General features: G+C 37.7%; 19 protein-coding genes, 4 tRNA genes, 1 pseudogene and 1 riboswitch. Of the genes and pseudogenes, 3 read left to right on the top strand and 21 right to left on the bottom strand.

The window, feature by feature from the left end; all coding sequences use genetic code 11:
* Nucleotides 1-25 precede the first annotated feature (25 nt).
* Entirely contained in the window at nucleotides 26-2,440 is a 2,415-nt protein-coding gene (gene leuS, locus CP366_RS02055) for a leucine--tRNA ligase (RefSeq protein WP_089147996.1), read from the bottom strand.
* 289 nt (nucleotides 2,441-2,729) lie between these two features.
* Between leuS and CP366_RS02050 the strand changes: the two genes are divergently transcribed.
* Nucleotides 2,730-3,395 (top strand): phosphatase PAP2 family protein, encoded by a 666-nt coding sequence (locus CP366_RS02050; RefSeq protein ID WP_089143093.1) that lies wholly within the window; start codon nucleotides 2,730-2,732, stop codon nucleotides 3,393-3,395.
* 42 nt (nucleotides 3,396-3,437) lie between these two features.
* On the opposite strand, the gene CP366_RS02045 is transcribed toward CP366_RS02050, so the two are convergent.
* On the bottom strand, nucleotides 3,438-4,361 hold the full coding sequence (locus CP366_RS02045) for a LysR family transcriptional regulator (RefSeq protein ID WP_089147997.1): 924 nt from the start codon (nucleotides 4,359-4,361) through the stop codon (nucleotides 3,438-3,440).
* 68 nt (nucleotides 4,362-4,429) lie between these two features.
* Nucleotides 4,430-4,930: pseudogene (locus tag CP366_RS02040) on the bottom strand (Rpn family recombination-promoting nuclease/putative transposase); the annotation flags it as partial.
* Nucleotides 4,931-4,964: 34 nt separating this feature from the next.
* Here CP366_RS02040 and CP366_RS02035 point away from each other — a divergent pair.
* Nucleotides 4,965-5,060 carry an IS3 family transposase gene (locus CP366_RS02035; RefSeq protein ID WP_216786119.1) on the top strand — a complete coding sequence of 32 codons (96 nt, stop codon included), beginning with the start codon at nucleotides 4,965-4,967 and terminating at the stop codon, nucleotides 5,058-5,060.
* Between the two features lie 69 nt (nucleotides 5,061-5,129).
* Here CP366_RS02035 and CP366_RS02030 read toward each other — a convergent pair whose 3' ends face one another.
* Together CP366_RS02030 and CP366_RS02025 are read right to left on the bottom strand one after the other, a co-directional pair.
* On the bottom strand, nucleotides 5,130-6,350 hold the full coding sequence (locus CP366_RS02030; protein ID WP_061204951.1) for an NAD(P)/FAD-dependent oxidoreductase: 1,221 nt from the start codon (nucleotides 6,348-6,350) through the stop codon (nucleotides 5,130-5,132).
* Nucleotides 6,351-6,364: 14 nt separating this feature from the next.
* The gene (locus CP366_RS02025; RefSeq protein ID WP_013086780.1) at nucleotides 6,365-7,264 is read right to left on the bottom strand and encodes a prenyltransferase; all 900 of its coding nucleotides are present in this window, start codon (nucleotides 7,262-7,264) and stop codon (nucleotides 6,365-6,367) included.
* 59 nt (nucleotides 7,265-7,323) lie between these two features.
* Between CP366_RS02025 and CP366_RS02020 the strand changes: the two genes are divergently transcribed.
* Nucleotides 7,324-8,313: a polyprenyl synthetase family protein gene (locus CP366_RS02020; RefSeq protein WP_005729410.1), complete on the top strand. Its 990-nt coding sequence runs from the start codon at nucleotides 7,324-7,326 to the stop codon at nucleotides 8,311-8,313.
* Here CP366_RS02020 and ubiE read toward each other — a convergent pair.
* The 16 genes from ubiE to CP366_RS01940 form a co-directional block, all read right to left on the bottom strand.
* Nucleotides 8,310-9,011, bottom strand: coding sequence for a bifunctional demethylmenaquinone methyltransferase/2-methoxy-6-polyprenyl-1,4-benzoquinol methylase UbiE (ubiE, locus tag CP366_RS02015; RefSeq protein WP_089147999.1), 702 nt, complete (start codon nucleotides 9,009-9,011; stop codon nucleotides 8,310-8,312). The two genes, CP366_RS02020 and ubiE, sit on opposite strands and share 4 nt — an antisense overlap.
* 9 nt (nucleotides 9,012-9,020) lie before the next feature.
* Nucleotides 9,021-10,769: a thiol reductant ABC exporter subunit CydC gene (gene cydC / locus CP366_RS02010; protein WP_089148000.1), complete on the bottom strand. Its 1,749-nt coding sequence runs from the start codon at nucleotides 10,767-10,769 to the stop codon at nucleotides 9,021-9,023.
* Complete coding sequence (cydD, locus tag CP366_RS02005) at nucleotides 10,759-12,477, bottom strand: thiol reductant ABC exporter subunit CydD (protein ID WP_005725659.1); 1,719 nt, start codon at nucleotides 12,475-12,477, stop codon at nucleotides 10,759-10,761. The genes cydC and cydD overlap by 11 nt, the downstream gene beginning before the upstream one ends.
* Nucleotides 12,477-13,493, bottom strand: a complete 1,017-nt coding sequence (gene cydB, locus CP366_RS02000) for a cytochrome d ubiquinol oxidase subunit II (RefSeq protein WP_023488686.1) — start codon at nucleotides 13,491-13,493, stop codon at nucleotides 12,477-12,479. The genes cydD and cydB overlap by 1 nt, the downstream gene beginning before the upstream one ends.
* A gap of 1 nt (nucleotide 13,494) precedes the next feature.
* Complete coding sequence (locus CP366_RS01995) at nucleotides 13,495-14,925, bottom strand: cytochrome ubiquinol oxidase subunit I (RefSeq protein WP_035443699.1); 1,431 nt, start codon at nucleotides 14,923-14,925, stop codon at nucleotides 13,495-13,497.
* Nucleotides 14,926-15,262: 337 nt separating this feature from the next.
* Entirely contained in the window at nucleotides 15,263-16,096 is an 834-nt protein-coding gene (locus CP366_RS01990; protein WP_089148001.1) for a MurR/RpiR family transcriptional regulator, read from the bottom strand.
* A 17-nt stretch (nucleotides 16,097-16,113) separates the two neighbouring features.
* The gene (locus tag CP366_RS01985; protein ID WP_013086788.1) at nucleotides 16,114-17,151 is read right to left on the bottom strand and encodes a MupG family TIM beta-alpha barrel fold protein; all 1,038 of its coding nucleotides are present in this window, start codon (nucleotides 17,149-17,151) and stop codon (nucleotides 16,114-16,116) included.
* Between the two features lie 59 nt (nucleotides 17,152-17,210).
* Nucleotides 17,211-18,110, bottom strand: coding sequence for an N-acetylmuramic acid 6-phosphate etherase (murQ, locus tag CP366_RS01980; RefSeq protein WP_089148002.1), 900 nt, complete (start codon nucleotides 18,108-18,110; stop codon nucleotides 17,211-17,213).
* 23 nt (nucleotides 18,111-18,133) lie between these two features.
* The gene (locus CP366_RS01975) at nucleotides 18,134-20,104 is read right to left on the bottom strand and encodes a glucose PTS transporter subunit IIA (protein ID WP_089148003.1); all 1,971 of its coding nucleotides are present in this window, start codon (nucleotides 20,102-20,104) and stop codon (nucleotides 18,134-18,136) included.
* Between the two features lie 227 nt (nucleotides 20,105-20,331).
* Nucleotides 20,332-21,792, bottom strand: a complete 1,461-nt coding sequence (locus tag CP366_RS01970; protein WP_089148004.1) for an MDR family MFS transporter — start codon at nucleotides 21,790-21,792, stop codon at nucleotides 20,332-20,334.
* Between the two features lie 23 nt (nucleotides 21,793-21,815).
* Nucleotides 21,816-23,015, bottom strand: coding sequence for a methionine adenosyltransferase (metK, locus tag CP366_RS01965; RefSeq protein WP_005723543.1), 1,200 nt, complete (start codon nucleotides 23,013-23,015; stop codon nucleotides 21,816-21,818).
* A riboswitch (SMK box riboswitch) is annotated at nucleotides 23,013-23,101 on the bottom strand. It overlaps the preceding gene by 3 nt.
* Before the next feature lie 71 nt (nucleotides 23,102-23,172).
* Nucleotides 23,173-23,245 (bottom strand) — tRNA-Val (locus tag CP366_RS01960).
* Between the two features lie 5 nt (nucleotides 23,246-23,250).
* Nucleotides 23,251-23,322: transfer RNA gene (locus tag CP366_RS01955), tRNA-Glu, on the bottom strand.
* 151 nt (nucleotides 23,323-23,473) lie between these two features.
* Entirely contained in the window at nucleotides 23,474-24,361 is an 888-nt protein-coding gene (locus CP366_RS01950; RefSeq protein WP_005722298.1) for a metal ABC transporter solute-binding protein, Zn/Mn family, read from the bottom strand.
* 88 nt (nucleotides 24,362-24,449) lie between these two features.
* Nucleotides 24,450-24,540 (bottom strand) — tRNA-Ser (locus tag CP366_RS01945).
* A gap of 10 nt (nucleotides 24,541-24,550) precedes the next feature.
* A tRNA-Asn gene (locus CP366_RS01940) sits at nucleotides 24,551-24,623 on the bottom strand.
* Nucleotides 24,624-24,689 lie beyond the last annotated feature (66 nt).

Below are 24,689 nucleotides of genomic sequence, written 5' to 3'. Positions count from 1 at the left end.
ACTGTTCTTTTAGGAAAAATTTAACTTATTTAGCAACGATATTAACGATCTTGTTTGGAACAACAATAACTTTTTTGACGTCTTTACCTTCTAAGAACTTCTTGACGTGTTCGATTTCCATTGCTTGTTTTTGGAGATCATCACGATCTGCATCCTTAGGAGCTTGGAACTTACCGCGAAGCTTACCATTAACTTGAACCATAATTTCAACTGTTGATTCAACTAATTTGGCAGGATCATATTCTGGCCATTTAGCATATGCAATAGATTCATCATGACCAAATACTGACCAGATTTCTTCCATCATGTGAGGTGCAACAGGAGCAAGAAGTTGTACAAATCCTTCCGCATATTCACGTGGAATAGTCTTAGCTTTTTGAGCTGCATTCATAAAGACCATCATTTGACTAATTGCAGTATTAAAGTGTAAAGCTTCAAAGTCTTCTGTAACCTTTTTGACAGTCTCAGCATATACCTTATCAAGTTCGCCATCATTTTCGTCAACAATTTTTTCTTGAGGGATTGCCTTTAGGTCAAGATCGTTAACAAATAAGCGCCATACACGATCTAAGAATTTCTTAGTAGATGCAGGACCATTATCATCCCAATCAATTGAAGCATCTAATGGACCCATGAACATTTCGTACATTCTAAGTGAATCTGCACCATATTCATCGATTACTTCATCAGGATTAACAACATTTCCTTTAGACTTAGACATCTTTTCATGATTCTTTAAAATCAAACCTTGATTATAAAGCTTTTGGAATGGCTCTTTAGTTGGTACAACACCCAAGTCATAAAGAACCTTGTGCCAAAATCTAGCATAGAGTAAGTGACGAACAGCGTGCTCTGCCCCACCAATGTAAAGGTCAACCGGAAGCCATTTCTTCAAAAGATCATAGTCAGCTAATTCTTTGTCATTATGTGGATCAACATAACGCAAGTAGTACCAACTTGAACCAGCCCAGTTAGGCATAGTATTGGTTTCACGCTTACCCTTACGCCCATTTTCATCAACTACATTTACCCAATCAGTTAGGTTAGCAAGTGGGCTTTCCGGGGTACCTGATGGCTTAATATCAGTTGCATGTGGCAAACGAAGTGGTAATTGATCTTCTGGAACTAATGAAGTAGTACCATCTTCCCAGTGAATAACTGGAATTGGTTCACCCCAGTAACGTTGACGGCTGAAGTCCCAGTCACGCAATTTGTAGTTGACCTTCTTCTTACCGCAGTTATGGTCTTCAAGCCATTCAATCATGCGCTTTTTAGCTTCTTCATTGTCTAAGCCATCTAAAAATTCTGAGTTAATGTGCTTGCCATTGTCAGTGAAAGCTTCCTTTTCAATATTGCCGCCTTCAATAACTGGATTGATTGGCAAACCAAACTTAGTTGCAAAAGCGTAATCACGATCATCATGGGCTGGAACAGCCATTACAGCACCAGTGCCGTAACTTGCTAAAACGTAGTCAGAAATCCAAATTGGAACTTCTTTACCATTTACTGGGTTAATTGCATAAGCCCCAGTGAAGACACCAGTTTTATCCTTATTAAGATCAGTTCTTTCAAGGTCAGATTTTGATTCAATCTTCTTAATATAAGCATCAACTGCTTCTTTTTGTTCAGGGGTCGTAATTTCTTGCACTAATTTACTTTCTGGAGCAAGAACAGTGTAAGAACAACCAAACAAAGTATCTGGACGAGTGGTAAAGACATCAAAAGTCTTGTCACTATCCTTTACCTTAAAAGTAACTTGTGCACCTTCAGAACGACCGATCCAGTTACGCTGCATTTCCTTAACTGGTTCTGGCCAATCCAAATCATCAAGGTCTTCTAATAAGCGATCGGCATATGCAGTCATCTTAAGCATCCATTGACGCATATTCTTACGATATACTGGGTAGCCACCACGTTCAGTTTTACCATCGATAACTTCTTCATTAGCCACAACAGTACCTAAGTCTGGTGACCAGTTAACAGGAACTTCAGCTTCATATGCCAAGCCCTTTTTATACATTTGTTCAAAAACCCATTGCGTCCACTTGTAGTAATTTGGATCTGAAGTGGTTACTTCACGGTCCCAATCATATGAGAAGCCCAACTTGTTCAATTGACGCTTAAAGTTAGCAATGTTGTTCTTAGTAACAACTTCTGGATCTTCACCAGTCTTCAATGCATATTGTTCAGTTGGTAAACCAAATGCATCCCAGCCCATTGGGTGAAGCACATTATAGCCTTGTGCACGCTTCATTCTTGAAACGATATCAGTTGCAGTATATCCTTCTGGGTGACCTACATGAAGTCCCTTACCAGATGGGAATGGGAACATATCCAATGCATAATAATTCTTCTTATCAGGATCAGTGCCTGTCTTAAAAGTATCATGCTTTGCCCAATAATCTTGCCATTTCTTTTCAACTACTTTGTGGTTATACAAAATAATTCTCCTTTACTATTAAAAAACGCCCTATGAAAAAATCATAGGACGAATCATCGCGGTACCACCTAAGTTTCACAATTTGTGACACTTAATTGCTCCTTAACGCGGATGGCAACGCTAGGTTTCTTCAACACGAGACGAGTTCACAATCCTATTTTAAGACTTCACAGCAGCCGGTCTCTCTCTGAAAAAATATTCTTGTTACTACTTCTCGACCTTTATTTTCTTATAGATAATGATTATAATTTACCACAAATACTAAAAAATACAAGAGGGGAGTACTTTTTTGATTAATACGAAACGACCACCTAAGGACACCTTAATACCTGGTATCTGCTTCGTGGTTATTTATGCTGTCTGGGCCGCACTTGTTTCATCCGGCTCACAATTTATTCACAATTTTGATAATGCTGTGGTCAATATTGTTTGCAACAATAATCCAGCTAATGTCGCTTTTGCTAAAGATTTTACTAATCTCGGCAATACAAGCGTGATCACAATTGAAACAATCATTGTTTTCATAGTTTTACTGATCTTTAAGCAATATGCATACGCTTGGTTTACCGCTGGTGTCATGATCTGTGCTAATGGCTATAATTGGATTATCAAACACGCAGTAATGCGGCAGCGTCCAACGGTCAAGCACTTAGTTTATGCGGATGGTTATAGTTTTCCATCGGGGCACTCAGTTGGTAGCGCGGCGCTATTTGGTGTTTTGATTATCCTAACCATTCTTTTAGTGAGAAGCAAATTCTGGAAGACTTTATTGATTATTATTTGGGCTTTATTCCCACTGATGATTGGTTACACCAGAATTTTCGTCCACGTGCACTATCCATCTGATGTATTCGGCGGTTGGATTGAAGGAATTACCTTTGTACTGCTTGGTTATTCCTTCCTCTATCACTTCTACATTGAGCCGAAGATGATCGACATGAAACGAAAACAATAGAAATCAAAGCAATTTAAAAGGCATCGCATGATGCCTTTTTCTTTATCCTATTTTTGCTTGTAAATGCGTCGTTTGAAAAATTGAAATTAGGTTTTCTAACGCTAGCGACTTTTCCCCGCTTTTGCTAGCAATGAAAAAGACAACATCCATTAACTTTCGATCTAGTGGCAACAAGTTAATTGGCGTTTGTTCCATTCTTCTGATAATACTTGCCGAAGAAATGGTAATACCCACGCCGTGAATTGCCAAGTTAGTTGCAGTAATAATACTATTAGACTCCATCACAATATTTTTTTCGAGTCTTAATCTCTGAAATAAGCCATTAACTTGATGCCGGATAGCTGAACCAGGTGAACTCAACACTAAAGGCTCCTGCAGTACCTCTTTTAGATCAAGTTCATCCGAATTTAAGATAAACTTTCCTGCTTGGTAATATGGTGAGGCTGGCGAAATCACTACGTAATAGCGTTCCTCGCCACCCACAACCACATCTAAACTCGAGTCAAGTGCTTCTGGCGTCTGACCAATATAACAATCCAGCTCGCCATTAAGCAGTCTTCTTTCATTTTCTCTGGGGAAATTTTCAAATAGCTGAATCTTGACGTTGGGGTTTTCTTGCAAAAATTGCGGCAAAATTTCTGGCAATAAATATGTACCTAAGCTCTCCAAAATGCCGATTTTAATTATCTGTTGGTCAGGATGAGTATATGCCTCCAGCTTGCGCCCTAATTGCTGCTTATTATATGAAACATTCTCCAAATATTGATAGTAAATTAGACCTGCAGGAGTTAACGTATAGGGTCTCTCATCTCGGTTGATGATCTTAGTGCCTAATTTTTTCTCAATTTGTCCAATTAGCTGCGTTAAATAAGGCTGGGAAATATATAATTCTTTAGCTGCTCTGGTAAAGTTACTCTCTTTTAGCAGAACATCTAAAAAATGTTGTAATTCTTCAGGATTATTCATGATCAAGCCCCCGTTATCTAAAAAATGATAGCTTCACAGCTATCATTATATCTTATCGACTAGGCGTTTTTCACAAAGTCTGCTAGTTCTTCTGTGTTCATGACGTGTTGCCTCCATTCTTCGGTTCTACGATAATTGTTCATCGACTTTTTAATTCGACTGACGAGTTTTCCATTTGAAGTTGGCTTGCCTTCAATCATGCGATAAAGGTCATCAAGCTCAGGTCTGATCTCGCCTTTTGTTCCCTTTGTGTTTAAATATATTAACGCAGAATCGTCATTTAATTCAACTGATGGGTCTTCCTTAGCAGTATAAACAAAAGTATATCGCTTCAAGCCTTTTCCTTTGGGATCAAACGGCAGAATAAAAATTACATATGCAGCGTGCAGCTCGCCATATTCTTGTTTTCGTCGTAAAAAGCCATCTTCCATCATCTTGAACAGGTATTGCCTGGCTCGTTTATCCATGTCTGCTTTATGCGCGACCTGCATTTCCACATTGTAACGCCTGCCTCTGCTATCCGTAATCAGGACATCAAGAATCGAAACTTTATCTTCTTGGTGTGGCATAAAATGGCGAAACTTCACACTTTAGTCCTAATACATTCATTACTACAATCATGATAGAATTAAAACAGTACTAAAAAACCATACTCCGATAGAATATCGAAATATGGTTTTAAATAAAGCAGTTCAATAATATGTCCCAAATTTGGGGTTCATATCAAATCAAACTGAAGTGATTTTTTATTCTCTTTTATTTTCAATTTTAGTGATAGAAGTCAAATTGACCAATCGCCATTGTTTCTTTAATACCACCAGTTTCAAGAACCGACTTATCAATGGTAATCTTCTTAAGAGTTGCTGCAAAGTATCCTTTAAAAGCATGCCCCATTGCCAATCCTGCGGCTTCTGAATTACCCAAGTTAACTACTACACCTAAGTCATGGTAAGCATATTTATCCGGTCTAGTTTGACCCATAATTCTGCTCTTAATATCTTTTGCAGCGTAGTTAGCCATTGAAAGAGCCAATTGACCAGTGTTAGGATATGGCCATTTCTTACCAGGAACCATGACGCTTGAAACATCGCCTAAGACGTAGATATCATCACTTTCTGGCGCGGTTAAATGATCACCAACCATGACCCGACCACGACGGTTCTTAAATCCAGATGCCTCAATTACTGGACTGCCACTAAAGCCCATCATCCAGATTCTAGTACCTGCCTTAATTTCTTGCAGCTCAGCATTGTCTTTTTCATTAGCCATTTTATACAAAACCGAGGTAGAGGTTACTTCATTAACATAAGCTGGCTTAATAATTTCGACTTTATTTTTCTTAATTGTGTTTAAAGCGTAATCAAGCAATTTACCTTGGAACATTGGCAAAAGACGTGGCGAACCATCAATCATTCTGATGGTAATTTCATCTGGTTGGACGCCAGCCATTTGAGCTAGTTCTGGGCGAACCTTGGCAATGGCATTTCCTAATTCAATTGCTTGAAAACCTGCCCCACAAATTACTACTGACAGGTGTTTAGAATCATGGTCTTGGCGATAAGCCTTCATTTCGGCATAAAGGTGGTCGCGAATAGCTTCAGCTTGTTTTACATTGCTCATTGGCAAAGCATTTTCGGTTACACCTTTAATGCCCATATTGCTCAAGGTAAAGCCTAAGCCAACAACACAATAGTCATATTTAAGTGGAGCATGATCCTTTAACTCAACTGTTTTATCAGCAATATTAACTTTTTCAACTTCATCCGTAATCAAAGTAGTCATCTTCGGATTAATTACATCATTAATTTCATATGACATCCCAGTGTAGGGAATTTCACCAGTAGCCACTTCATATAAGCGAATTGTTTCGTAGTGGTATGGATTACGGTCAACTAAGATAATCTTAACTTGTTCACGCAACTTCTTTTGCAAAGCGACAACTGTTTTCAAGCCGGCAAAACCAGCACCTAAAACTACAACTGTTTTCATAATTTTCAACCTCTCTAAAATAGAATTCCTAAAAAGTAAGTTATTAAGTAAGTCAGTGAACCAACTAGCAACGTTTTTACTCCTGTGATAAATGTCTCTGTCTTAACTTGTTTACCAATTAAGATCTTGTTCTGCTTATAAACGAACGGTACAATTATTACTGTTAACCAAACCGTCTTAGGAGCAATTCCCAAGAACGGTAGGAGGAAGATTACCAAAAATGCTAAAATATTTTTGACACTAAAAGCAATCAAGCCACCTTTTTTACCAATAAAGTGAATAATTGTGGTGCGGTGATTATCCTCGTCCTCTTGGGCATCGCATAAGTTATTAGCTAGCATTAAATTAGAAATCCATAATTCATCAGCTAAAGCTAATAAGAAGATACGACCGATTGTGATCCAGTTCCAATCAAAAGCTTGAAAACTATTGATATAAACACTGAGCAGGACAATCATGAAGCCCATTGTGAAACCAGAGAACAATTCACCTAGTGGCAAGCTAGAAATAGGATGCGGACCAAATGAATATAAATAACCAACCATAAAACAGAACAAGCCCATCCACAATACAGGCAAGCCTACTTTAGCGACTAGATACAAACCTAATAAAATTGCAATAAGACTAAAGGAAATAATTAATCCCAGAACTAAATTAGGTGAAATATTTTCTCGCCCGATAATGTTAGTCTTCTCTTGGTAATTCTTGCTATCTGCGTGATAATAATCACAGTAGTTATCAAACATATCTACTACCATGTTAAATAGTAGCATTGCAATGAAGAAGACTAGGGCAAATCCCCAGTTAACCTGGTGATAATAATACACGCTGTAGCACATCCCTAAGAAAAAGGGAATGACACTAGCGGTTTTTGCTTTAATCTCAATTAATTCTAAAAATACACTTAATGACATCGATCCACATCCTTTCAAAGGATCACTATTCTGTTAACTCTATTATAAGGAAATCTATCATGAATAACTCTCAACCTTGGCAAAAATATCCACTTATTCGTAAACCGCTTGAAGAAGTTAATCAATTAATTCAGGCAACCATCCGCACTCCATATTCAGACTTGCAAGATGCACTCCTTGAAATGGCTAGTAACGGTGGTAAATATTTACGGCCTAGTTTACTAATTTTGTCAGCTCAAATTGCTAGCAAAAAAGAAACTGTATCAAAACAAATTATTCAACTTGCCTCATCAATCGAAATTTTGCATATGGCCTCATTAATTCATGATGATATCATTGACGATTCTGACGAGCGCCGCGGTAAAATTAGCATCCAAGCCCGTTTTGGCAAAGACACCGCAGTTTACGCTGGCGACTTGCTTTTTACGCACTTTTTTGACCTAATTTTGAACGCCATTTCCGAACAAGATTACATGATCAAAAATGCTCACACAATGCACCATTTACTTGCTGGTGAATTAGGCCAAATGGCTGAACGTTTTAACCTAAGCCAAGATTTCAACGACTACTTAACTAATGTTAAAGGAAAGACAGCTGCACTTTTTCGTTTAGCTGCCGAAGAAGGGAGTCATTTTGGCAATGGAGATGAGCAAACTACTCAAGCTTTAGCCTCCTTTGGTGAAAACTTAGGCATTGCTTTTCAAATTGTTGACGACATTCTTGATTACACTGGCGGTAAGCACCTGAACAAGCCAACGCTAGAAGATTTGACTACCGGCGTCTACTCTCTACCTATTCTGCTAGCTCTTAGCAAAAAGGAATTACGAGAGCAATTAGTACCGCTACTTGAAAAAAAGCGACAAATGAGCAAAAACGATATCGAACAAATCCAAAAGATTTTGCTAAACAGCTCAGTCATTGAAGAAACTCATGCCTTAGCTGAACAATATACTAATCGGGCATTAGCTAACTTAGCCCAACTGCCGCAAACTAATGCGACCGTCTTGCTCAAAAAGATGACGCGTAAATTAGTCAATCGAACGCTTTAATCTTTGCGTCCTACATGAATCGCACCTGCACCGTAAGTTAACTTAGTAACCGCTACTCGAGTAAAACCATTTTGCTCAAGTAGCTTTTTTAATTGCTCAGCCGAGAGAAATTCTTTACTTGTTTTTGACAAATACTGGTAGTCCTTGATATTACCGTGTGTCAACTTAGCAAAATACGGAAAAATTTTAAAATAAGCTTGCCAGCCAAATTTAACTAATGCATTAGTGGGCTGAGACATTTCTAAAACAGCAAATTGTCTGCCCGGCTTAAGTACGCGGTAGCTTTCCTGAATCGTCTTAACAGCGTCAGGGACATTACGCAGACCAAAACAAATAGTTACACAATCAAAGCTATTGGCCGCAAAAGGTAAATTCATTGCATCCCCTGCAATCAACTTTATCTTGGACTGCAGCTGCTTTTGACGAATCTTTTTTTGGGCAATCTTCAACATCTCCTGGTTAAAATCTAGACCAGTCACTAATTTAGCTTTTTTAGCCAAATCAATAGTTGAATCAGCGCTACCACAACACAAATCTAAGCAAATAGAATTTTTATTTAAATCTAACTGCCGTAAAAATTTCTTACGCCAACTCTTTTGAATCCCTAAACTAACAATATTATTCATCAAATCATACTTAGGCGCGACCCTAGTAAATAGGTCATGCACATCTTGTTCTGGCACTTTATTCGTTAGCATAATGAACCTCTATAATCCTAAATCAGCCTTTTTCAATTCACGATAACGCGGCTCTGTCTGCCATAATTTTTCCGGTGTACCCTGCATATTAATTTGTCCATCTTCAATAAAAATTACTTGATCCATCTGATCAATTCCTTGCAAGTGGTGTGTAATCCAAATTAAAGTTTTACCGGATAATTCCTTAATAAACATATTAATTACAGCTTGCTCCGTAATTGGATCCAAGCCAACTGTTGGCTCATCAAGTAAGACAATTGGCGTATTCTTCAGTAAGATTCGCGCTAAGGCTAAACGATGGCGTTCACCACCTGAAAAGCGTAAGCCTGCCTCATCTACCTTAGTATCAAGGCCATCCGTTAATTTTTGCACCATCTCGGCCAAACCTACTCGGCGCAAAACGTCCCATAATTGTTCATCTGTGGCATCTTCATTACCTAACCGCAAGTTATTAGCAATCGTGGTATTGAACAAGTACGGCGTTTGATTGATGATACTAAAATAGTTGGACATTTGATCACCAAACTTGCTAGTATCAATTCCATTTAAAGTTACTCGGCCTTTAGTAGGTACTCGATCACCTCTAAGCAAGGCAGCTAAAGTACTCTTACCAGCACCACTGCGGCCCAAGATAGCAATTTTCTCGCCATCATGTATATCTAGATTAATCCCATGCAAAACCTCTTTATTAGTTTGAGGGTAGGCATAATGCACATCAGTTAATACTAAATTAAACGGTGCGGTTAATTTGATTGGTTTATGCTTAGTCCGATCAGGAGCTGGCAAATTATTCAAACGCTTAAGCGAATCTTTGTAGATATTCGTCTCTTGAGCAGCAGTCGGCAAACTGGCAAAAGCCTCAACAGTCGGGAATAATGCCAAAGCAAATGCCGCAATCCAATTAGTATAATAAGTTGAACGCCCGCCAAATCTGGCAGCACCCCAAATTACTAGGCTCACAATTACCAACACCCAGAAGATTTGTAAAACAAAGTCGCGCCAGCGATCAAATTTTTTCATCTTCGCGTTGATTTGCAAAAATTTATCTTGATCATTGACGTGCAAGGCCAAGTATTCTTTGCTGCGGCCAGACAAAATCCAGTCATCTACTCCCATCACATTATCAGTCAAATCAACGTAGAGCTTGTCTTGAACCGTTTTTTCATAGCTTTGCCGCGCACCATTGATTAAGACTGACCAAATAGGAATAGCGAAAATAATTAGGAAAAACAGGATCAACATCCAAATGCCCATCAGTGGGGAAATGATGCCTAAGCCAATTACGATAATTGCATACAAGCCCCAAGCTACAAACATTGGGAAAATTGTTCTTAAGTAAAAGTTCTGAATGTGACTCACATCATCAGACAAAAGCCCTAGAATATTCCCCAGTTGATACTTACTATTAAAAATAGTCGCATCGCGCTCTAGTGAATCATAAAGCTGTTGTCTAAACTTTGAAGTCATTTTGAGCACCCAATTGTGACTGACGAGCCGCTCAAAATAACGGACAGCTGGCCGCGTAATCCCAAATGCTCTAGTTAAGACAATTGGCACATAGATTAACAAAATATTTTCAGGTTTAGCTGCTGAACGGCTGATTAAATAGCCAGCACAGAACATCAAGCCCCCGCCACAGACGAAAGTTAAAATGCCCAGTGCAATCGCCAAAATCAACGTTTTACGATATTTTTCCAAATATGGGCGAACCCAACGATCATTTTTTAATGCTTTTAAAACCGGAATCTTATTGATCATTGTTTTCACCTCTCATTCCTGCCATTAACTTGCAGAAGTAGCCTTGATTTTGCTGCAATTGCTCATAACTTCCTTGCTCAACCAATTGACCGTGATCCATCACTAGAATATAGTCCATTTCTTTTAACCAATGCAGTCTGTGAGTCGCAAAGAAGACCAGTTTATTTTGCATTAATGGCATCATCCGCTTCTTCAAATCGATCTCTGTTTCAATATCTAAGTGAGCGGTCGGCTCATCAAAGATCATAATTTTTCGCTTTGGGTCCAAAAATGCTCTTGCCAAGGCAATTCGTTGTGACTGTCCACCGGACAAGACACGCTTACCGCGACCAATCACCGTATCAAGTCCGTTAGGCAAATCATTTAACAAGGCATCCAGACCCATGATATGAATCGCCTGCTTAATTTCATCATCACTTGCCTGCGGATTATAAAAAGCAATATTTTCACGCAAGCTCTTAGTAAAAACGTATGGCTCCTGCGGAATATAGGTCATTTGACGCTGCCAAGCAGGAATATTCATGGTCGTAGTTTTCTGCCCTTGTAGTTCAATTTGCACTTGATCCGGAGTCAAAAAGCCGCTGAGCAGGTTAATTAAACTAGTTTTACCAGATCCGCTCATTCCGATAATGCCAATTTTCTTGAATCCTTGGACTTGTAATGAAACCGGTCCAATTTCGGTTCCCTTTTGATAAGTAAACTTCAAGTTCTTGATCTTCAATTGATCTTGAGCTGACCAAGTTTTTAAAGGTAAATCATTAGTTTTTTCCTCTGGCAGATTAATCAATTCGTTGATCCGCTTAAAGGCATTTTTACCATTCAAGGTTGCATGGAAATCCCCCGCAAAATCTCGAATTGGCAAAAAATAATCTGGCGCCAGAATCAGAATTCCTAAAGCAGGAAAAAGTGCAATTTTACCATTCATCAAGTCAAAACCAAGAAAAACAGCAATGATTGCAATAGACAAGGTAGTGAAAAAGTCTAAGGCAAAAGTTGAAAGCATTGCTACTTTTAGCACCGCCATCGTCTTTTTTCTAAAACCCTCACTCAAGTTAAAAATTGACTTGGAATATCTTTTACTCAGGCCTAAATACTTCAGCGTATCAATTCCCCTTAAAGAATCAATAAAGTTATTAGATAAAACCTGAAAGTTACCAAATTGTTTAATTGCTCGATCCTGTGCAGCATGACCTAGGATAATCATGAATAAGACAATTAAAGGATACATGACTAGCAGAATCACAGCTGATGTCCAGCTTAAAAACAGCATGCCGACAAAGATTAAAACTGGCACAATCATCATTGTTAAAACTTTGCTGTAGATTAACTTGATGTATTGCCTGACCTCATCAACACCATCTAGGGACATAGTAATCAAACTACCGGTTCCTTGTTTTTGTACTAAAGCCTGTCCATCACGAAAGACTTTATTTAAGAGCTGCTGTCTTAATTCTTCTGCAACCCGACCGGAATATTTTTCTAACATTGAATCTCTCAGTGTGCTGATCAATTGTCTGGCGATAAAGCAAGCTGCAAAAGTAATTAGTAGTAGCCAATCGAGAGGTTGACCTGCCCACAATTTGCTTAAGACTGACGCTAGTGCCAAGGCTTGTCCTACTATAAAAAAAGCTTGCAGAATCTCAAGCCCTGCAAGTTTTTTTAAGATTGAACCAGCGCCATCAATTTTAAATAGCTGTTTATCAATCATTATTTAACCTCTCCGATTCTTGGCATTGAAATCCGCTTGCGGAAAATCCAATATGCCCAGATGGTGTAAGCCAAGACACATGGTACCAAGATGCAAGTAGCAACAGTCATAACAATCAAAGTGTAGTTAGATGATGATGCACTATGAATAAGCAAATCATACTTGCTACTGATTGATGAAATCATTACTCTTGGGAATAAGCCACAGAAGATTAATGCAACCAATGAGATCAGAGTTAATCCACTGCAAGCTAAAGCCATTCCTTGCTTATTGATAAAGGTAGCTACATGTGCTGCCACAGAGAAGCCGACAATTAATACTAAACATATTAAAGTTGCAATTGGATGTACTCTCATGAAGTCGGTTTGGAAAATCAATAATAAAGCAAAGACCACTTCACCGACGTAGAGTACCCAGTATAAAGCTTGTGCATAGTTTTGTGCTCTATCTGAAATAACGCCCTTAGTTTTAATAGTAATATAGTTTAAGCCGTGTAAATAGCAAAGAAGTGTTAAAGCAATACCACCAACGATTGAGAACCAGTTAAAGTAGTCAAAGAAGCTAGCTGAAATATTGCCTTTAGCATCGATTGGCATCCCTTTAATCATTGAGATAAACATTACCCCAAAGAGAAAGGTGGCCATTACGCTACCGATCGCCATTGCATTATCCCAAATATTCTTTTGATATGGAGCACATTTTGCTCTAAATTCAAATGACACACCACGAATAATTAAGCCAACTAAGATCAATAATAAAATTAAATAGTAACCTGAGAATAAGGTTGCATACCAGTATGGGAATGATGCAAACATTGCACCACCAGCAGTAATCAACCAAACTTCATTACCATCCCAAACTGGTCCAATTGTGCTAACAATTTGATCTCTTTCAGATTCATTATGAGCTAATGTCTTCACAGCCATTCCTACCCCGAAGTCAAATCCATCGAGGAAGAAGAAGCCTGAGAACAATACTCCAATTAAAATGAACCAAAGTATTTGTAAAAATGACATTTTAGATGGCCCCCTTTGAGAACGGATCAACTACTTTGCTTGCTTCTTGAGCCTTATCATATTCATCTGGATCGTTGTGCAAGAAGCGAACAACCAATGCAATCATGATAATTGCCAAAACAGTAAACAAGCAGAAGTAAACAATATTTGAAGTCAAAAGTGAAGCCACTGAAACATTCGGTGAAACACTTTGATCAATAGTGAATAGACCATAAACTGTCCATGGTGCACGGCCTAGTTCAGTGATTAACCAACCAGCAGTATTGACCAGGAATGGTGAGAATGTAAGAAGTGCGAAGATCCATAATAGCCAACGATGGTTATAAAGGGTTTCTTTATTCTTACGAGTCATGATTAAACCAACAATTGCCATCAAGAATAATAATGCAGCAAAACCACACATTACTCTGAAGGACCAGAATAAAGTATTAACTGGTACATAGTAGTCCATCTTGCGACCATCAATATGTGTACCATACTTCTTTTCAAGTTCTTTGTTAATTTCTTCCATACCTTTTACAGAACCAGTAGTCTTGTGGTAAGAAAGAATACTTAACATGTCTGGAATATCAATTCCCTTAACTTCATGGGTCTTTGGATTAGCAATTGCAACTACCGTCCATGGAGCCTTTTCTCCAGTTGTCTTATAAACAGCTTCAGTTGCGGCGAACTTCATTGGTTGATCATGCAAAGTATATTGCATTTGCATATCACCCACAGCAATTTCACCAGCTGAGAAAATTAACATTAAGATTAAGCCTAAACGCATTGTCTTACGATAGATCTTCTTGTTAATGTCTGAAAGGTTACGTTTCTTCAATAGTTGGAAAGCAGCTAACCCAGTCAAAATTGTAGTACCAGTTAAAAGTGCACCAACAATTACGTGACCATATTCATACATTAATTGTGGATTCTTAAGAAGTGCTCCAAAGTCAGCCATTTCGGCACGACCGTTGCGTAAAGCAAAGCCGACGGGATGCTGCATGAAGGAGTTTGCTGTTAAAATCCATAATGCAGAAGTCATTGTCCCAAAGACGATCATCCATCCAAAGAATAAGTGTAATTTCTTCCCCACTTTATCCCAAGTAAACATCCACAAACCAATAAAGGTAGATTCAATAAAGAATGACAACAATGCTTCAAAAGCAAGTGGAGCACCAAAGATGTCCCCCATGAATCTAGAATAATCGGACCAATTCATACCAAATTGGAATTCTTGAATGATACCGGTTACAACACCAACGGCAAAACTCAATAAAAAGATATTAGCCCAAAACTTGGTCATCTTTTTATATTCAGGCTTGCCTGTATGAACATACATTGATTCCATAATTGCGACAACGAATATCGTACCAATTGAAAATGGCACGAAGAAAAAGTGAAAGATCGTCGTCATAGCAAATTGGAATCTTGCTAAACTAGTAATATCCATTTTTACGCCCCCATATTCTGACTTGCATTACTAGTCTCTGTCATTAATAATAACAAATATTATTTTGTCCAATTTAAGTTTACTGCTACTTAAATTTACTTGCAAGGAGGCAAGTAATGCGCTTTCAATAGTGTTATCTTATTTTTAAGTCACTTTCCATTTATAATTATAGCATTGTCAAATATAGATTTAATTATTCCAAAAAAAGAGTACTAAAAAAGGACCAAAATGGTCCTCTTTTTCTTCATTTTTCTACGATTTTATTATTTTTATCATAAAAATATTTTGATTTTTTTAAATTTATTTATTAGTTATTTTATGTCTATTACACTTTTAGCTAATTGGTAAGGCTCTGTGTAGTTTTCATCTTTATATTCAACTCTTCCAAATTCGGGGAAATAAGACTCAAATATAATAAACTTGAAGCAAAGATTTCTGCAAATAGTGAATTAATAGCACCATAGCGCAATAACTTCTCATTTGATGGCAATGTAATTACTGTATCAGCCATATTCTTTAGTGGTGAATCTTGTATACGAGTCACTGCAACTATCTTGGCATTATTTTTTTGCGCCTGCTTTGCCATTAGCAATGGTTCTTGAGTTAATCCACTGTAGGAAAAAACGATTAGTATATCTTCTTTATTAATATTTGCTACTTGTTCTAAAGCAATATGTGAACTTTGAACGAAATTAACATTCTTTCCGCTACGAATTAATTTATAAAACAAATCTTGAGCAGCAAGACCAGATGCTCCTTCTCCTGCAACATATATCTGTTGTGCTGATCGCATTAAATCTACTGCAGCATCTAAAGATTTATGATCTATTGTTTTACCAATGTCTGCAATATTTTTTCCTAAGCTAAGTTGCAATTTATAAAGCACGCTTGTTGGTTCATCATTTGTATTGATAATCGTATCTACCATAGCATCTTGTTTATTAGGCATTTCTTGCGCACAAGCTATTTGAAAATCTTTAAAGCCTTTGAAACCCAATTTTCTACAAAATCGAATCACTGATGCGCCACTTGTTTTAGTAATAGCACCTAATTCCTGCAAATTTTTACTTAGGAAAAGAGTTGAATCTTTAAAATAGACATCAGCAATTAACTTAGAAGTTTTATTCAAATTGGGATATATATCCGAAATCTTATCTGCTAAATTAAGCATAATATCACCTTTCTGTACTACGTCAGTTTTCTAAAAACAATTTTCGTACTCGAATCAATAAAATCAAGCAACTTCACATACTCAGGTGAAATAAAACCAATCACATTACTACGTGCTTCAAAAGGTAAATTTGACTTAATCAGACTAACTTCACCACTATATCTTTGAGCTAATTTGTTTTGCATTGTAATAGTGCCCCTATGCCTATTTAAAGTATTACAAATTGGAATATCAAGTTTTCTAGGCAAACTTAAGCGAATCAGCTTTTCTGGCATGTCCTTTCTTACTTCAATCACTTGATCATACAGCTGTTGATATTGTGGCAATAGCGAACATTCTATGTTTAAAATATTATCTTTTTGATAATCTACAATATACTGAAGATTTTTGATTGACGCCTTGCTATCGCCAATAAACACATCATCCACATTTGCTTCATGAATTAATTCAACAGCTGCAACGTAAGGCGAAACCCCACGATGCTTTTCTACAGTTGGCAAGCCTTCATATAGTGGGAAACGTTTAAGTGCATCCCCAGGAACAAAAGCTTGAGTTCTTAAGCCATAGTCCTTTAACATCCAATTCTTACGTTTAAAATCTGTCCATCCCATACCTGTATCTGTATGCGGATAAAAATTATATGTTAAAGCTAATTTACCAAAATCAACCCCTGCATTTCTGGCACGATCTAAATAGTCCAGTGACACAACACTTGCATTTAATAAAATAAAGAAATTTCTTTGTAGCTTTTTGATTAAATCAAAGTCATCAAAACCATAATCTAATCTTAAGGCCTTGAATCCCTTATCTTTTAAGGCCTCAAAATCGCCTCCTTTAATTCCTAGCTTTTCCAATGTAGCCGGAGAAACATCAGGAATTACTTCAAGTCCCAATTCATCGCACAATTCAAAAAATCTCGGTAATTTTTGATCCAGATCTGAATAATCTTCCTCTGGAATTTGAAGTGACGTAAAAATATATTTTGCTCCAGCTTGAGCTGCTTTTTTCAAATAATTTTCATCATAATCTTGAAAATATACAGATATTCCTAGCATAGCATTTCCTTTCTTATAAAATAAAAGCCATTCATAGTGAATGACTTTTATTTTTAGAATCAATTATTTTCTTTCAAAACACTGCTTACATTATTTTCATGTTCTTTAAGTAATAACTCTGCCTTTTCCTTAGCTAAACCTGTTTTAGCCATTACAATTGCTAAACCAACATCTTTATCAGCATCCCTTAAAATTTTTGCTGCTTTTTCTAAGGAAACATTTGTAGTAGTTTGAATGATTCTTTCAGCACGTTCAACTAACTTTTCATTCGTTGGCAAAACATCAATCATCACATTTTGATATACCTTACCCTGGCGAATCATAATCCCTGTTGAAATCATATTCAAAATCATCTTTTGTGCAGTGCCAGCCTTCATTCTAGTAGAACCTGTAATTACTTCTGCACCAGTAACAGCTTCAATTGCAATATTTGCATGTTGACCAATCAAACTGTGTTTAACACAAGCAATCGCAATAGTAGCCGCACCAACTTTTTGAGCATAATCCAGCCCACCAATCACATAAGGAGTCCTACCACTAGCTGCTAAGCCTATCACTACATCTTTTTCTGATAAATCAAGCTTTTTAAGGTCTTCAGCTGCTAATTTAGGATCATCTTCTGCTCCTTCGACAGCCACATACATTGCACCTTTACCGCCAGCAATTAAACCTATTGCACGTTCTGGTTTAATTCCATAGGTTGGGACAAGCTCCGCCGCATCTAAAACACCTAATCTTCCACTAGTTCCTGCACCAATATAGATCAATCTGCCGCCTTGTTGGTAACGTGCGGAGCCAATATCAATCGCTTGAGCAATTTCTTCATCTTGAGTTCCTACTGCTTCTGCAACTTTTTTATCCTCTTCATTGATTGTCTTTACCATATCTAATGTAGCCATAGAATCAATATGCATAGTATTTTTATTTCGTTGCTCAGTAGTCAAATTTTCAAGTGACATTTATATCATTTTCTTTCTAAAAATTATTTTGTCATTGCCTTAAAGACAACTTGACCTGCCTTAACTGGTGAATCTTCCACTTTTGATACCTGATCAATATGATCCATATTAGCAATAATAGTTAAAACCACTGGGTCTTTTCCTACCTTTTTAATTGCAGCGATATCCATTGTACCTATTTTTTCACCAGCATTAACTAGATCACCTGGTTTAACGTCAATTTCAAATGGAGCACCCTTTAATTCAACTGTATCTAATCCTAAATGCATTAAAACATCTAAGTTTCCTTTACTAGTTTTCAATGTAATTGCATGTTTAGTATTCATTACTGTATCAATTTTACCGTCTACTGGCGCAACCACTGTACCATTTGAAGGATCAATAGCAAAACCATCACCTAGCATCTTTTGTGAAAAAACGTCATCCTTTACTTCTTCAATTTTTTCTAAGTCACCTGAAACAGGAGCTTCAAAAGAAATTTCAACCTTTTCACTAGGCATATTCAAATTATCAGCATGCTTTTCAGCAGCTCTTCTTTCGGAAACTTCAGGAGTAGGATTTTCAACTTTGCCTTTAATAGCATCTTTAGGAACACCCCAGAAATAAGTTGCAACAAATCCACCAGCATATGCGGATAAAAGCCCAATACAGTATGCCCACCACATATTGTTAGCAATTAATGGAATTAAAGCAACACCTGAAGGACCGATAGCAATTGAACCAACGTGACCAAATGCGGCAACAACGGCACCACCAATACCACCACCAACACAGGCAGTAATAAATGGTCTACCTAAAGGAAGAGTAACACCATAAATTAATGGTTCACCAACTCCCAAAATACCTACAGGTAACGCACCTTTAATCAATCTTACTAAATCCTTGTTTTTACGACATTTAGCCCAAAGGGCAATTGCAGCACCAACTTGACCAGCACCAGCCATTGCCAGAATAGGAAGTAATGGTGTATAACCCATTTTTTGAATCATTGATAAATGGATCGGTGTAAGGATTTGGTGTAATCCGAGCATAACCATTGGTAAGAAGAACAACCCAAGGATGAATCCAGCAACAGGACCACCAACATCGAGCACCCAATTAATACCACCTACTAATGAATTAGAAATCCAACCAGCAATCGGCATAATTGCAAATACTGTGAATAGTCCCATAATCAGGACAGTAAAGAACGGCGTAAATATAATATCCACGGAATCTGGAATATGTTTATGGAACCATTTTTCTACATAAGACAAAAGCCATACAGCAAGTAAAACACCAATAATACCACCTTGGCCTGCTGCTAGCGGCTTACCATCTAATACATTTGGAATAGTAACCGGTGCAGCAATCCCAGGAAGCAAAACGACACCGCCGATGATACCACCTAGAGCAGGAGTAGCTCCAAATTCTTTAGCAGTATTAATACCTACATAAATGTTCAAATATGCAAACAATGCACTAGCAATCATACTGAGAATAGTAACGCCTAAGTTCCAGCTACCAGGCAACATCTTAGCCGTCAACATATTTCGAAGGATACCAGCAACACCTGAAATTAAACCAGCACCAATAAATGCAGGAATAAGTGGAATGAAGATAGCGGAAATATGGCCTAAAGCTTTACGCCACCATGTTTGTTTCAACTGTGCCTTATGTTGAGCATGTACTTCTGCAGCTTTTGCTTGAACTTCAGACTTTTCGCTCTGGTAAGTGCTGGTTGGGAATTCTTCGTTTTCTTTCACTCCCACTTGGCTAACCATATCTTGTGCAACTTTAGCATTAACCCCAGAACCTAGAACAATTTCCAACGTGTACGCATTTACTACGCCTAAAACTCCGTCAATATCTTTCAAGCCTTGAATATCTACTTTAGAGTTATCCCGGATCTTAATTCTTAGGCGTGTCATGCAATGATACATTGACTTAACATTATTAGGTCCACCGATATTTGCATAAATCTCGCGTCCTAATTCTGAATATTTATCAGCCATCGTCTTACCCTCCTTATAGAAAATAGTTGATTTGTTTACCTCGCGACTTTTCATGTAAGCTCTTACATAGTAATAATATTCTCTTTGAAATAAAAATTCAATATTAATTACAAAATATTGATTTTGTATTTTATATAAATTAAAAATTCATATTTTCTTTTAAAAATTATAAAATCATAAGTTCTACAAAAAAGCCACATGCTCTACTTTGCATGTGGCTCATTAACCTAATTTTTCTTCAATTTTCGATCTCGATACAGTTGATTCAACACAATTGAGACTACAATGACAATCATCGAAACAACGTAAATGGCTTTTAAACCGCCTAACAGGACCTGCCGCAGTTGCGGCACTACATTAGCAGCCAAACTTTTAGCGTTTTCTGCCGAAACAATTTTATTCATCATTTCCTGATTCAACCCAAGTCTCTTATTTAATCCATGAGCTACCATCGTGTTAAAAGCAATCCCGTAGATAGAAACCATCATTGTCTGTCCCAGATACTTCATCAGCGTATTAAACGAAGTGGCAACACCTATGTCATCCTTAGGTACCAAAACCTGCGATCTCACCTGTGAAGCTGTCGTAATCGCACCAAAGGCGGTCCCATTAAAGGCAGCAATAACACAGAAGACCCAGAATGATGTGTAAATCGGCACTAAAATCAAAACCAAATCGGCCACAACTAAAACCAATAACATATAATCATATGTCTTTTTAATCCCCCAGCGGCCGAGCATTCCACCAATCAAGAATGAACCCACAATCCACATTAATGAACTAGGCGTTACAGCAAAACCGGCTAGAGATGGATTAGTACCATTAATACCTTGCATCCAGGTAGGAATGTAAAATTCAAAGCCGATTACTACGCCAGAAATCAATAACGTAATCAGGTTAATTGCAAGGAACTCCTTATCTTTTAACATAGTGAGTGGCATTATTGGATCAACTGCGCGCTTTTCTGCTCTAAAGAACATAATTATACTAATTACCACTAAAACGGCTAGAGCGGCCATTATGGCGATATTAGTGTTTGAACCTAAATCTTGTAAGAAAAACATCAAAGCTAGCAATAAAATTACTAACCAAATGGTTCCCTGCAAATCTAACTTAGACTTAGAGCTATGTTTAGGCTCTTGCAAACAAAAAATTACGAGCAAAAAGGCAATTATCCCAATTGGCACATTGATGTAGAAAACCCAGTGCCAGGATAGATGCTGAACTATAAAGCCACCTAATAGCGGTGCAATAACTGATGCTACTCCCCAAAAACCAGAGTTAAGACCTAACATTTTCGCTCTTTTTTGCAGAGCATATAAATCCGCAATAATGGTGATGGCAACTGGCTGAACCGCGCCAGAACCTAATCCCTGAATTACTCTGAATAAGATAAGCTCCACCATATTTTGTGCAAGTCCACACAGCGATGAGCCTATGACAAACAACGCAATTCCAAACAAAAAAACTGGCTTCCGCCCAATGCTATCCGCCAGTTTTCCATATAAAGGAGTTGAAACGGCCGTCATTAGCAAGAAAATTGATATAACCCAATTCATAATCTCGAGCCCATCTAGGTCAGAAACTATGGTTGGCATTGCAGTAGAAACAATTGTCCCTTCAATGGCAGTCATAAAAGTTGTCATAAAAATCGCAAGCGTGACTATAGGCACGTTTGTTTTTTTCATTCTTTTTTACTTCCTCTTTTTATTTATTGCTTATTTTTAATATAATCAAGCAAATCTTGTGTTTTATCAGTCTTTTCCCATGGCAAATCAACGTCTGTTCTACCAAAGTGACCGTATGCGGCCGTTTGTTCATAGATTGGACGACGAAGGTCAAGCATCTTAATGATACCGGCTGGACGAAGATCAAAAACATTGCGTACTGCTTCAGTTAACAAATCATCGTCAACCTTACCAGTACCCGCAGTATCAATCATAATTGAAACTGGGTGAGCTACACCAATTGCATAAGCCAATTGAACTTCACAGCGATAAGCAAGGCCGGCAGCCACAATATTTTTAGCGACATAACGAGCTGCATAACTAGCTGAACGGTCAACCTTTGTTGGATCCTTACCTGAAAATGCACCACCGCCGTGGCGAGCGTAACCACCATAGGTATCAACGATAATCTTACGACCAGTTAAACCAGAATCGCCCTTTGGACCTCCAATAACAAAACGCCCTGACGGATTAATCAAAAACTTAGTCTTTTCATCTAGGTACTTGGCCGGAATAACTTCCTTAATGACTAAATCAATCATTGCCCGATGGATTTCTTCATTAGAAACTTCTGCATCAGTTTGAGTAGAGATAACAACAGTATCCACTCTTAATGGCTTATTGTTTCCATCATATTCAACAGTGACTTGAGCCTTAGCATCCGGACGAAGCCAATCTAAAGTATGGTCTTTTCTCAAAGCAGCAACACGTCTCATTAAACGATGAGCAAGCGAAATTGGTAATGGCATGAGTTCAGGTGTCTCTTTAATCGCAAAGCCAAACATCAAACCTTGGTCACCAGCACCAATTTGATCCAATTCATCGTTATCAGACTTGTTTTCTCTAGTTTCAAGTGAGTGATCAACCCCACCAGCAATATCAGGTGATTGCTCATCGATGTCAACCATCACAGCACAGTTATTGCCATCAAAACCTAATTCTGGACGATCATAGCCGATCTTCAAAATAGTCTTCCGCACTACATCTTGAATATCAACATAAGCGTTGGTAGAAATTTCACCAAAGACAAAAACCATCCCAGTAGTTACGATCGTTTCACAAGCTACGTGTGAATTAGGATCCTTCTTTAACATCGCATCTAAAATTGCATCAGAAATCTGATCAGCAACTTTATCCGGATGTCCTTCAGAAACTGATTCTGAAGTAAACAAACGTCTTTCCATATTAGTCCCCCTATATAGACATTAGCTATTCGGTTACAAGGCATCTTCACTAATCATAGTGAATCCTCTCAGGACTTGAACCGATAAAATAATAATTTTGCTTGTTCGTTCTTTTTGCATAAAAAAAGACTACCGCGGCGGCGGTAGTCCCGAACAATGGAGGATACAGGGCTCGAACCTGTGACCTCCTGCTTGTAAGGCAGATGCTCTCCCAGCTGAGCTAATCCTCCATTAGTGACCCGTACGGGATTTGAACCCATGTTACGGCCGTGAAAGGGCCGTGTCTTAACCACTTGACCAACGGGTCATATCTCTTAATCAAGAGCACTTTATTATAATAACTAATCATGTTTTAAAAGTCAAGAACTTTTTTTATTTATTTTTATTAGTTATTACCACCGTGATCTCTCAATCACAACGTTTATTATATTACCTGATAGTCCCTAATTATGCAATAGTTATTTTAAAAAAATTTCAAATAATTTTTGATAATTCGCTTTCATCCAGTAATAATAACTAATTCCATTAGGCATTGTTTCCCTTACATCGAGAACTGGAATATTATGTTGCTCTGCTAGTTTAACCATGCCACTAACTGTACTACTTGATGCTTGAATATTATTAACAAAGAAAGCAATTTTTCTAGCTTTAATTTTGACTTGCATCTCATGAATAACTTGCGCACTCGGATCCGTTTCATTTTCTACAGCTTCTTCAAATGCCTGATTGCCAATCTTAAAATGACACCGTTCTAGTGCATAATCAAACACGGGCTCACTAACATAAACCGGTTTATCTTCACGCCCATTAATTTTAGCAGCAATTTTCTTTATACTATCAATCTTTTGCAAATAGCTTGCAGCATTAGACTTAAAATATGCTGCATGTTTTGGATCAATTTTACTTGCTGTTTTAACTAGATAATCAACATACTTTTTAGGCATGTTTAAGTTATACCAAATATGAGGATTATCCCCCTGTTTTAATCCCATCAATTGATTACCAACTTTAACCACATGAATATCATTAGCATTGGCTAAATTAGTCATCCAGTCATCATATCCTAGACCGTTGGCAATAACAATATTAGCATTAGCTACTTCTTTGGCAGAGCCAGTCGTAGGCTCAAAATCATGTGGATCTGTATCGCCGTTTTTTATAATAGCTTGTACATGACCATGTTTACCAACTATATTTTTAGCAATATCTGCATAAATATTAGTAGAAGTTACAATATTAACTCTATGCTTAGCAGTATTCTCTTCTCCCTTTGTCGAACAAGCGGAAAATGTTATAGCTAATAGAGATATTAAAAATAGAAATGGAATTAGTTTTCGTAGCTTCACGATATTTCCTCCCTTTCTCCATTATATATGAAAAATTAGGTAGAAAAAAAGGAACTATGTTAACATAGTTCCAATTCATATATATTTACGGAATGTGAGGGATTTGAACCCTCGATACAGGTATAAGCCCGTATACATGATTTCCAATCATGCTCCTTAAGCCGCTCGGACAACATTCCATACAAAGTACTCCGGCTGTCAGACTCGAACTGACGACATCTTGATTAACAGTCAAGCGCTCTACCAACTGAGCTAAGCCGGAATATTAAAAAAGAGCACGGCAGCTTCCTTTCCTCGCAGGCAGTTGCCCACCAACTACTTTCGGCGT

It is taken from the genome of Lactobacillus sp. UMNPBX15 (assembly GCF_002553785.1).
Lineage (GTDB): Bacteria > Bacillota > Bacilli > Lactobacillales > Lactobacillaceae > Lactobacillus > Lactobacillus crispatus.
This window is presented reverse-complemented; position numbering and strand designations above follow the sequence as displayed.

Coding starts and splice junctions, on each gene's coding strand:
- murQ (WP_089148002.1), bottom strand. CDS start 18,110: ATGTCACTTGAAAATTTGACTACTGAGCAACGAAATAAAAATACTATG.
- CP366_RS01995 (WP_035443699.1), bottom strand. CDS start 14,925: ATGGATATTACTAGTTTAGCAAGATTCCAATTTGCTATGACGACGATC.
- CP366_RS01985 (WP_013086788.1), bottom strand. CDS start 17,151: ATGCTAGGAATATCTGTATATTTTCAAGATTATGATGAAAATTATTTG.
- cydC (WP_089148000.1), bottom strand. CDS start 10,769: ATGATCAATAAGATTCCGGTTTTAAAAGCATTAAAAAATGATCGTTGG.
- CP366_RS02030 (WP_061204951.1), bottom strand. CDS start 6,350: ATGAAAACAGTTGTAGTTTTAGGTGCTGGTTTTGCCGGCTTGAAAACA.
- cydD (WP_005725659.1), bottom strand. CDS start 12,477: ATGATTGATAAACAGCTATTTAAAATTGATGGCGCTGGTTCAATCTTA.
- metK (WP_005723543.1), bottom strand. CDS start 23,015: ATGGAAAGACGTTTGTTTACTTCAGAATCAGTTTCTGAAGGACATCCG.
- CP366_RS01970 (WP_089148004.1), bottom strand. CDS start 21,792: ATGAAAAAAACAAACGTGCCTATAGTCACGCTTGCGATTTTTATGACA.
- CP366_RS02045 (WP_089147997.1), bottom strand. CDS start 4,361: ATGAATAATCCTGAAGAATTACAACATTTTTTAGATGTTCTGCTAAAA.
- ubiE (WP_089147999.1), bottom strand. CDS start 9,011: ATGCTAACGAATAAAGTGCCAGAACAAGATGTGCATGACCTATTTACT.
- CP366_RS01990 (WP_089148001.1), bottom strand. CDS start 16,096: ATGCTTAATTTAGCAGATAAGATTTCGGATATATATCCCAATTTGAAT.
- CP366_RS02025 (WP_013086780.1), bottom strand. CDS start 7,264: ATGTCATTAAGTGTATTTTTAGAATTAATTGAGATTAAAGCAAAAACC.
- CP366_RS02020 (WP_005729410.1), top strand. CDS start 7,324: ATGAATAACTCTCAACCTTGGCAAAAATATCCACTTATTCGTAAACCG.
- cydB (WP_023488686.1), bottom strand. CDS start 13,493: ATGTCATTTTTACAAATACTTTGGTTCATTTTAATTGGAGTATTGTTC.
- CP366_RS01975 (WP_089148003.1), bottom strand. CDS start 20,104: ATGGCTGATAAATATTCAGAATTAGGACGCGAGATTTATGCAAATATC.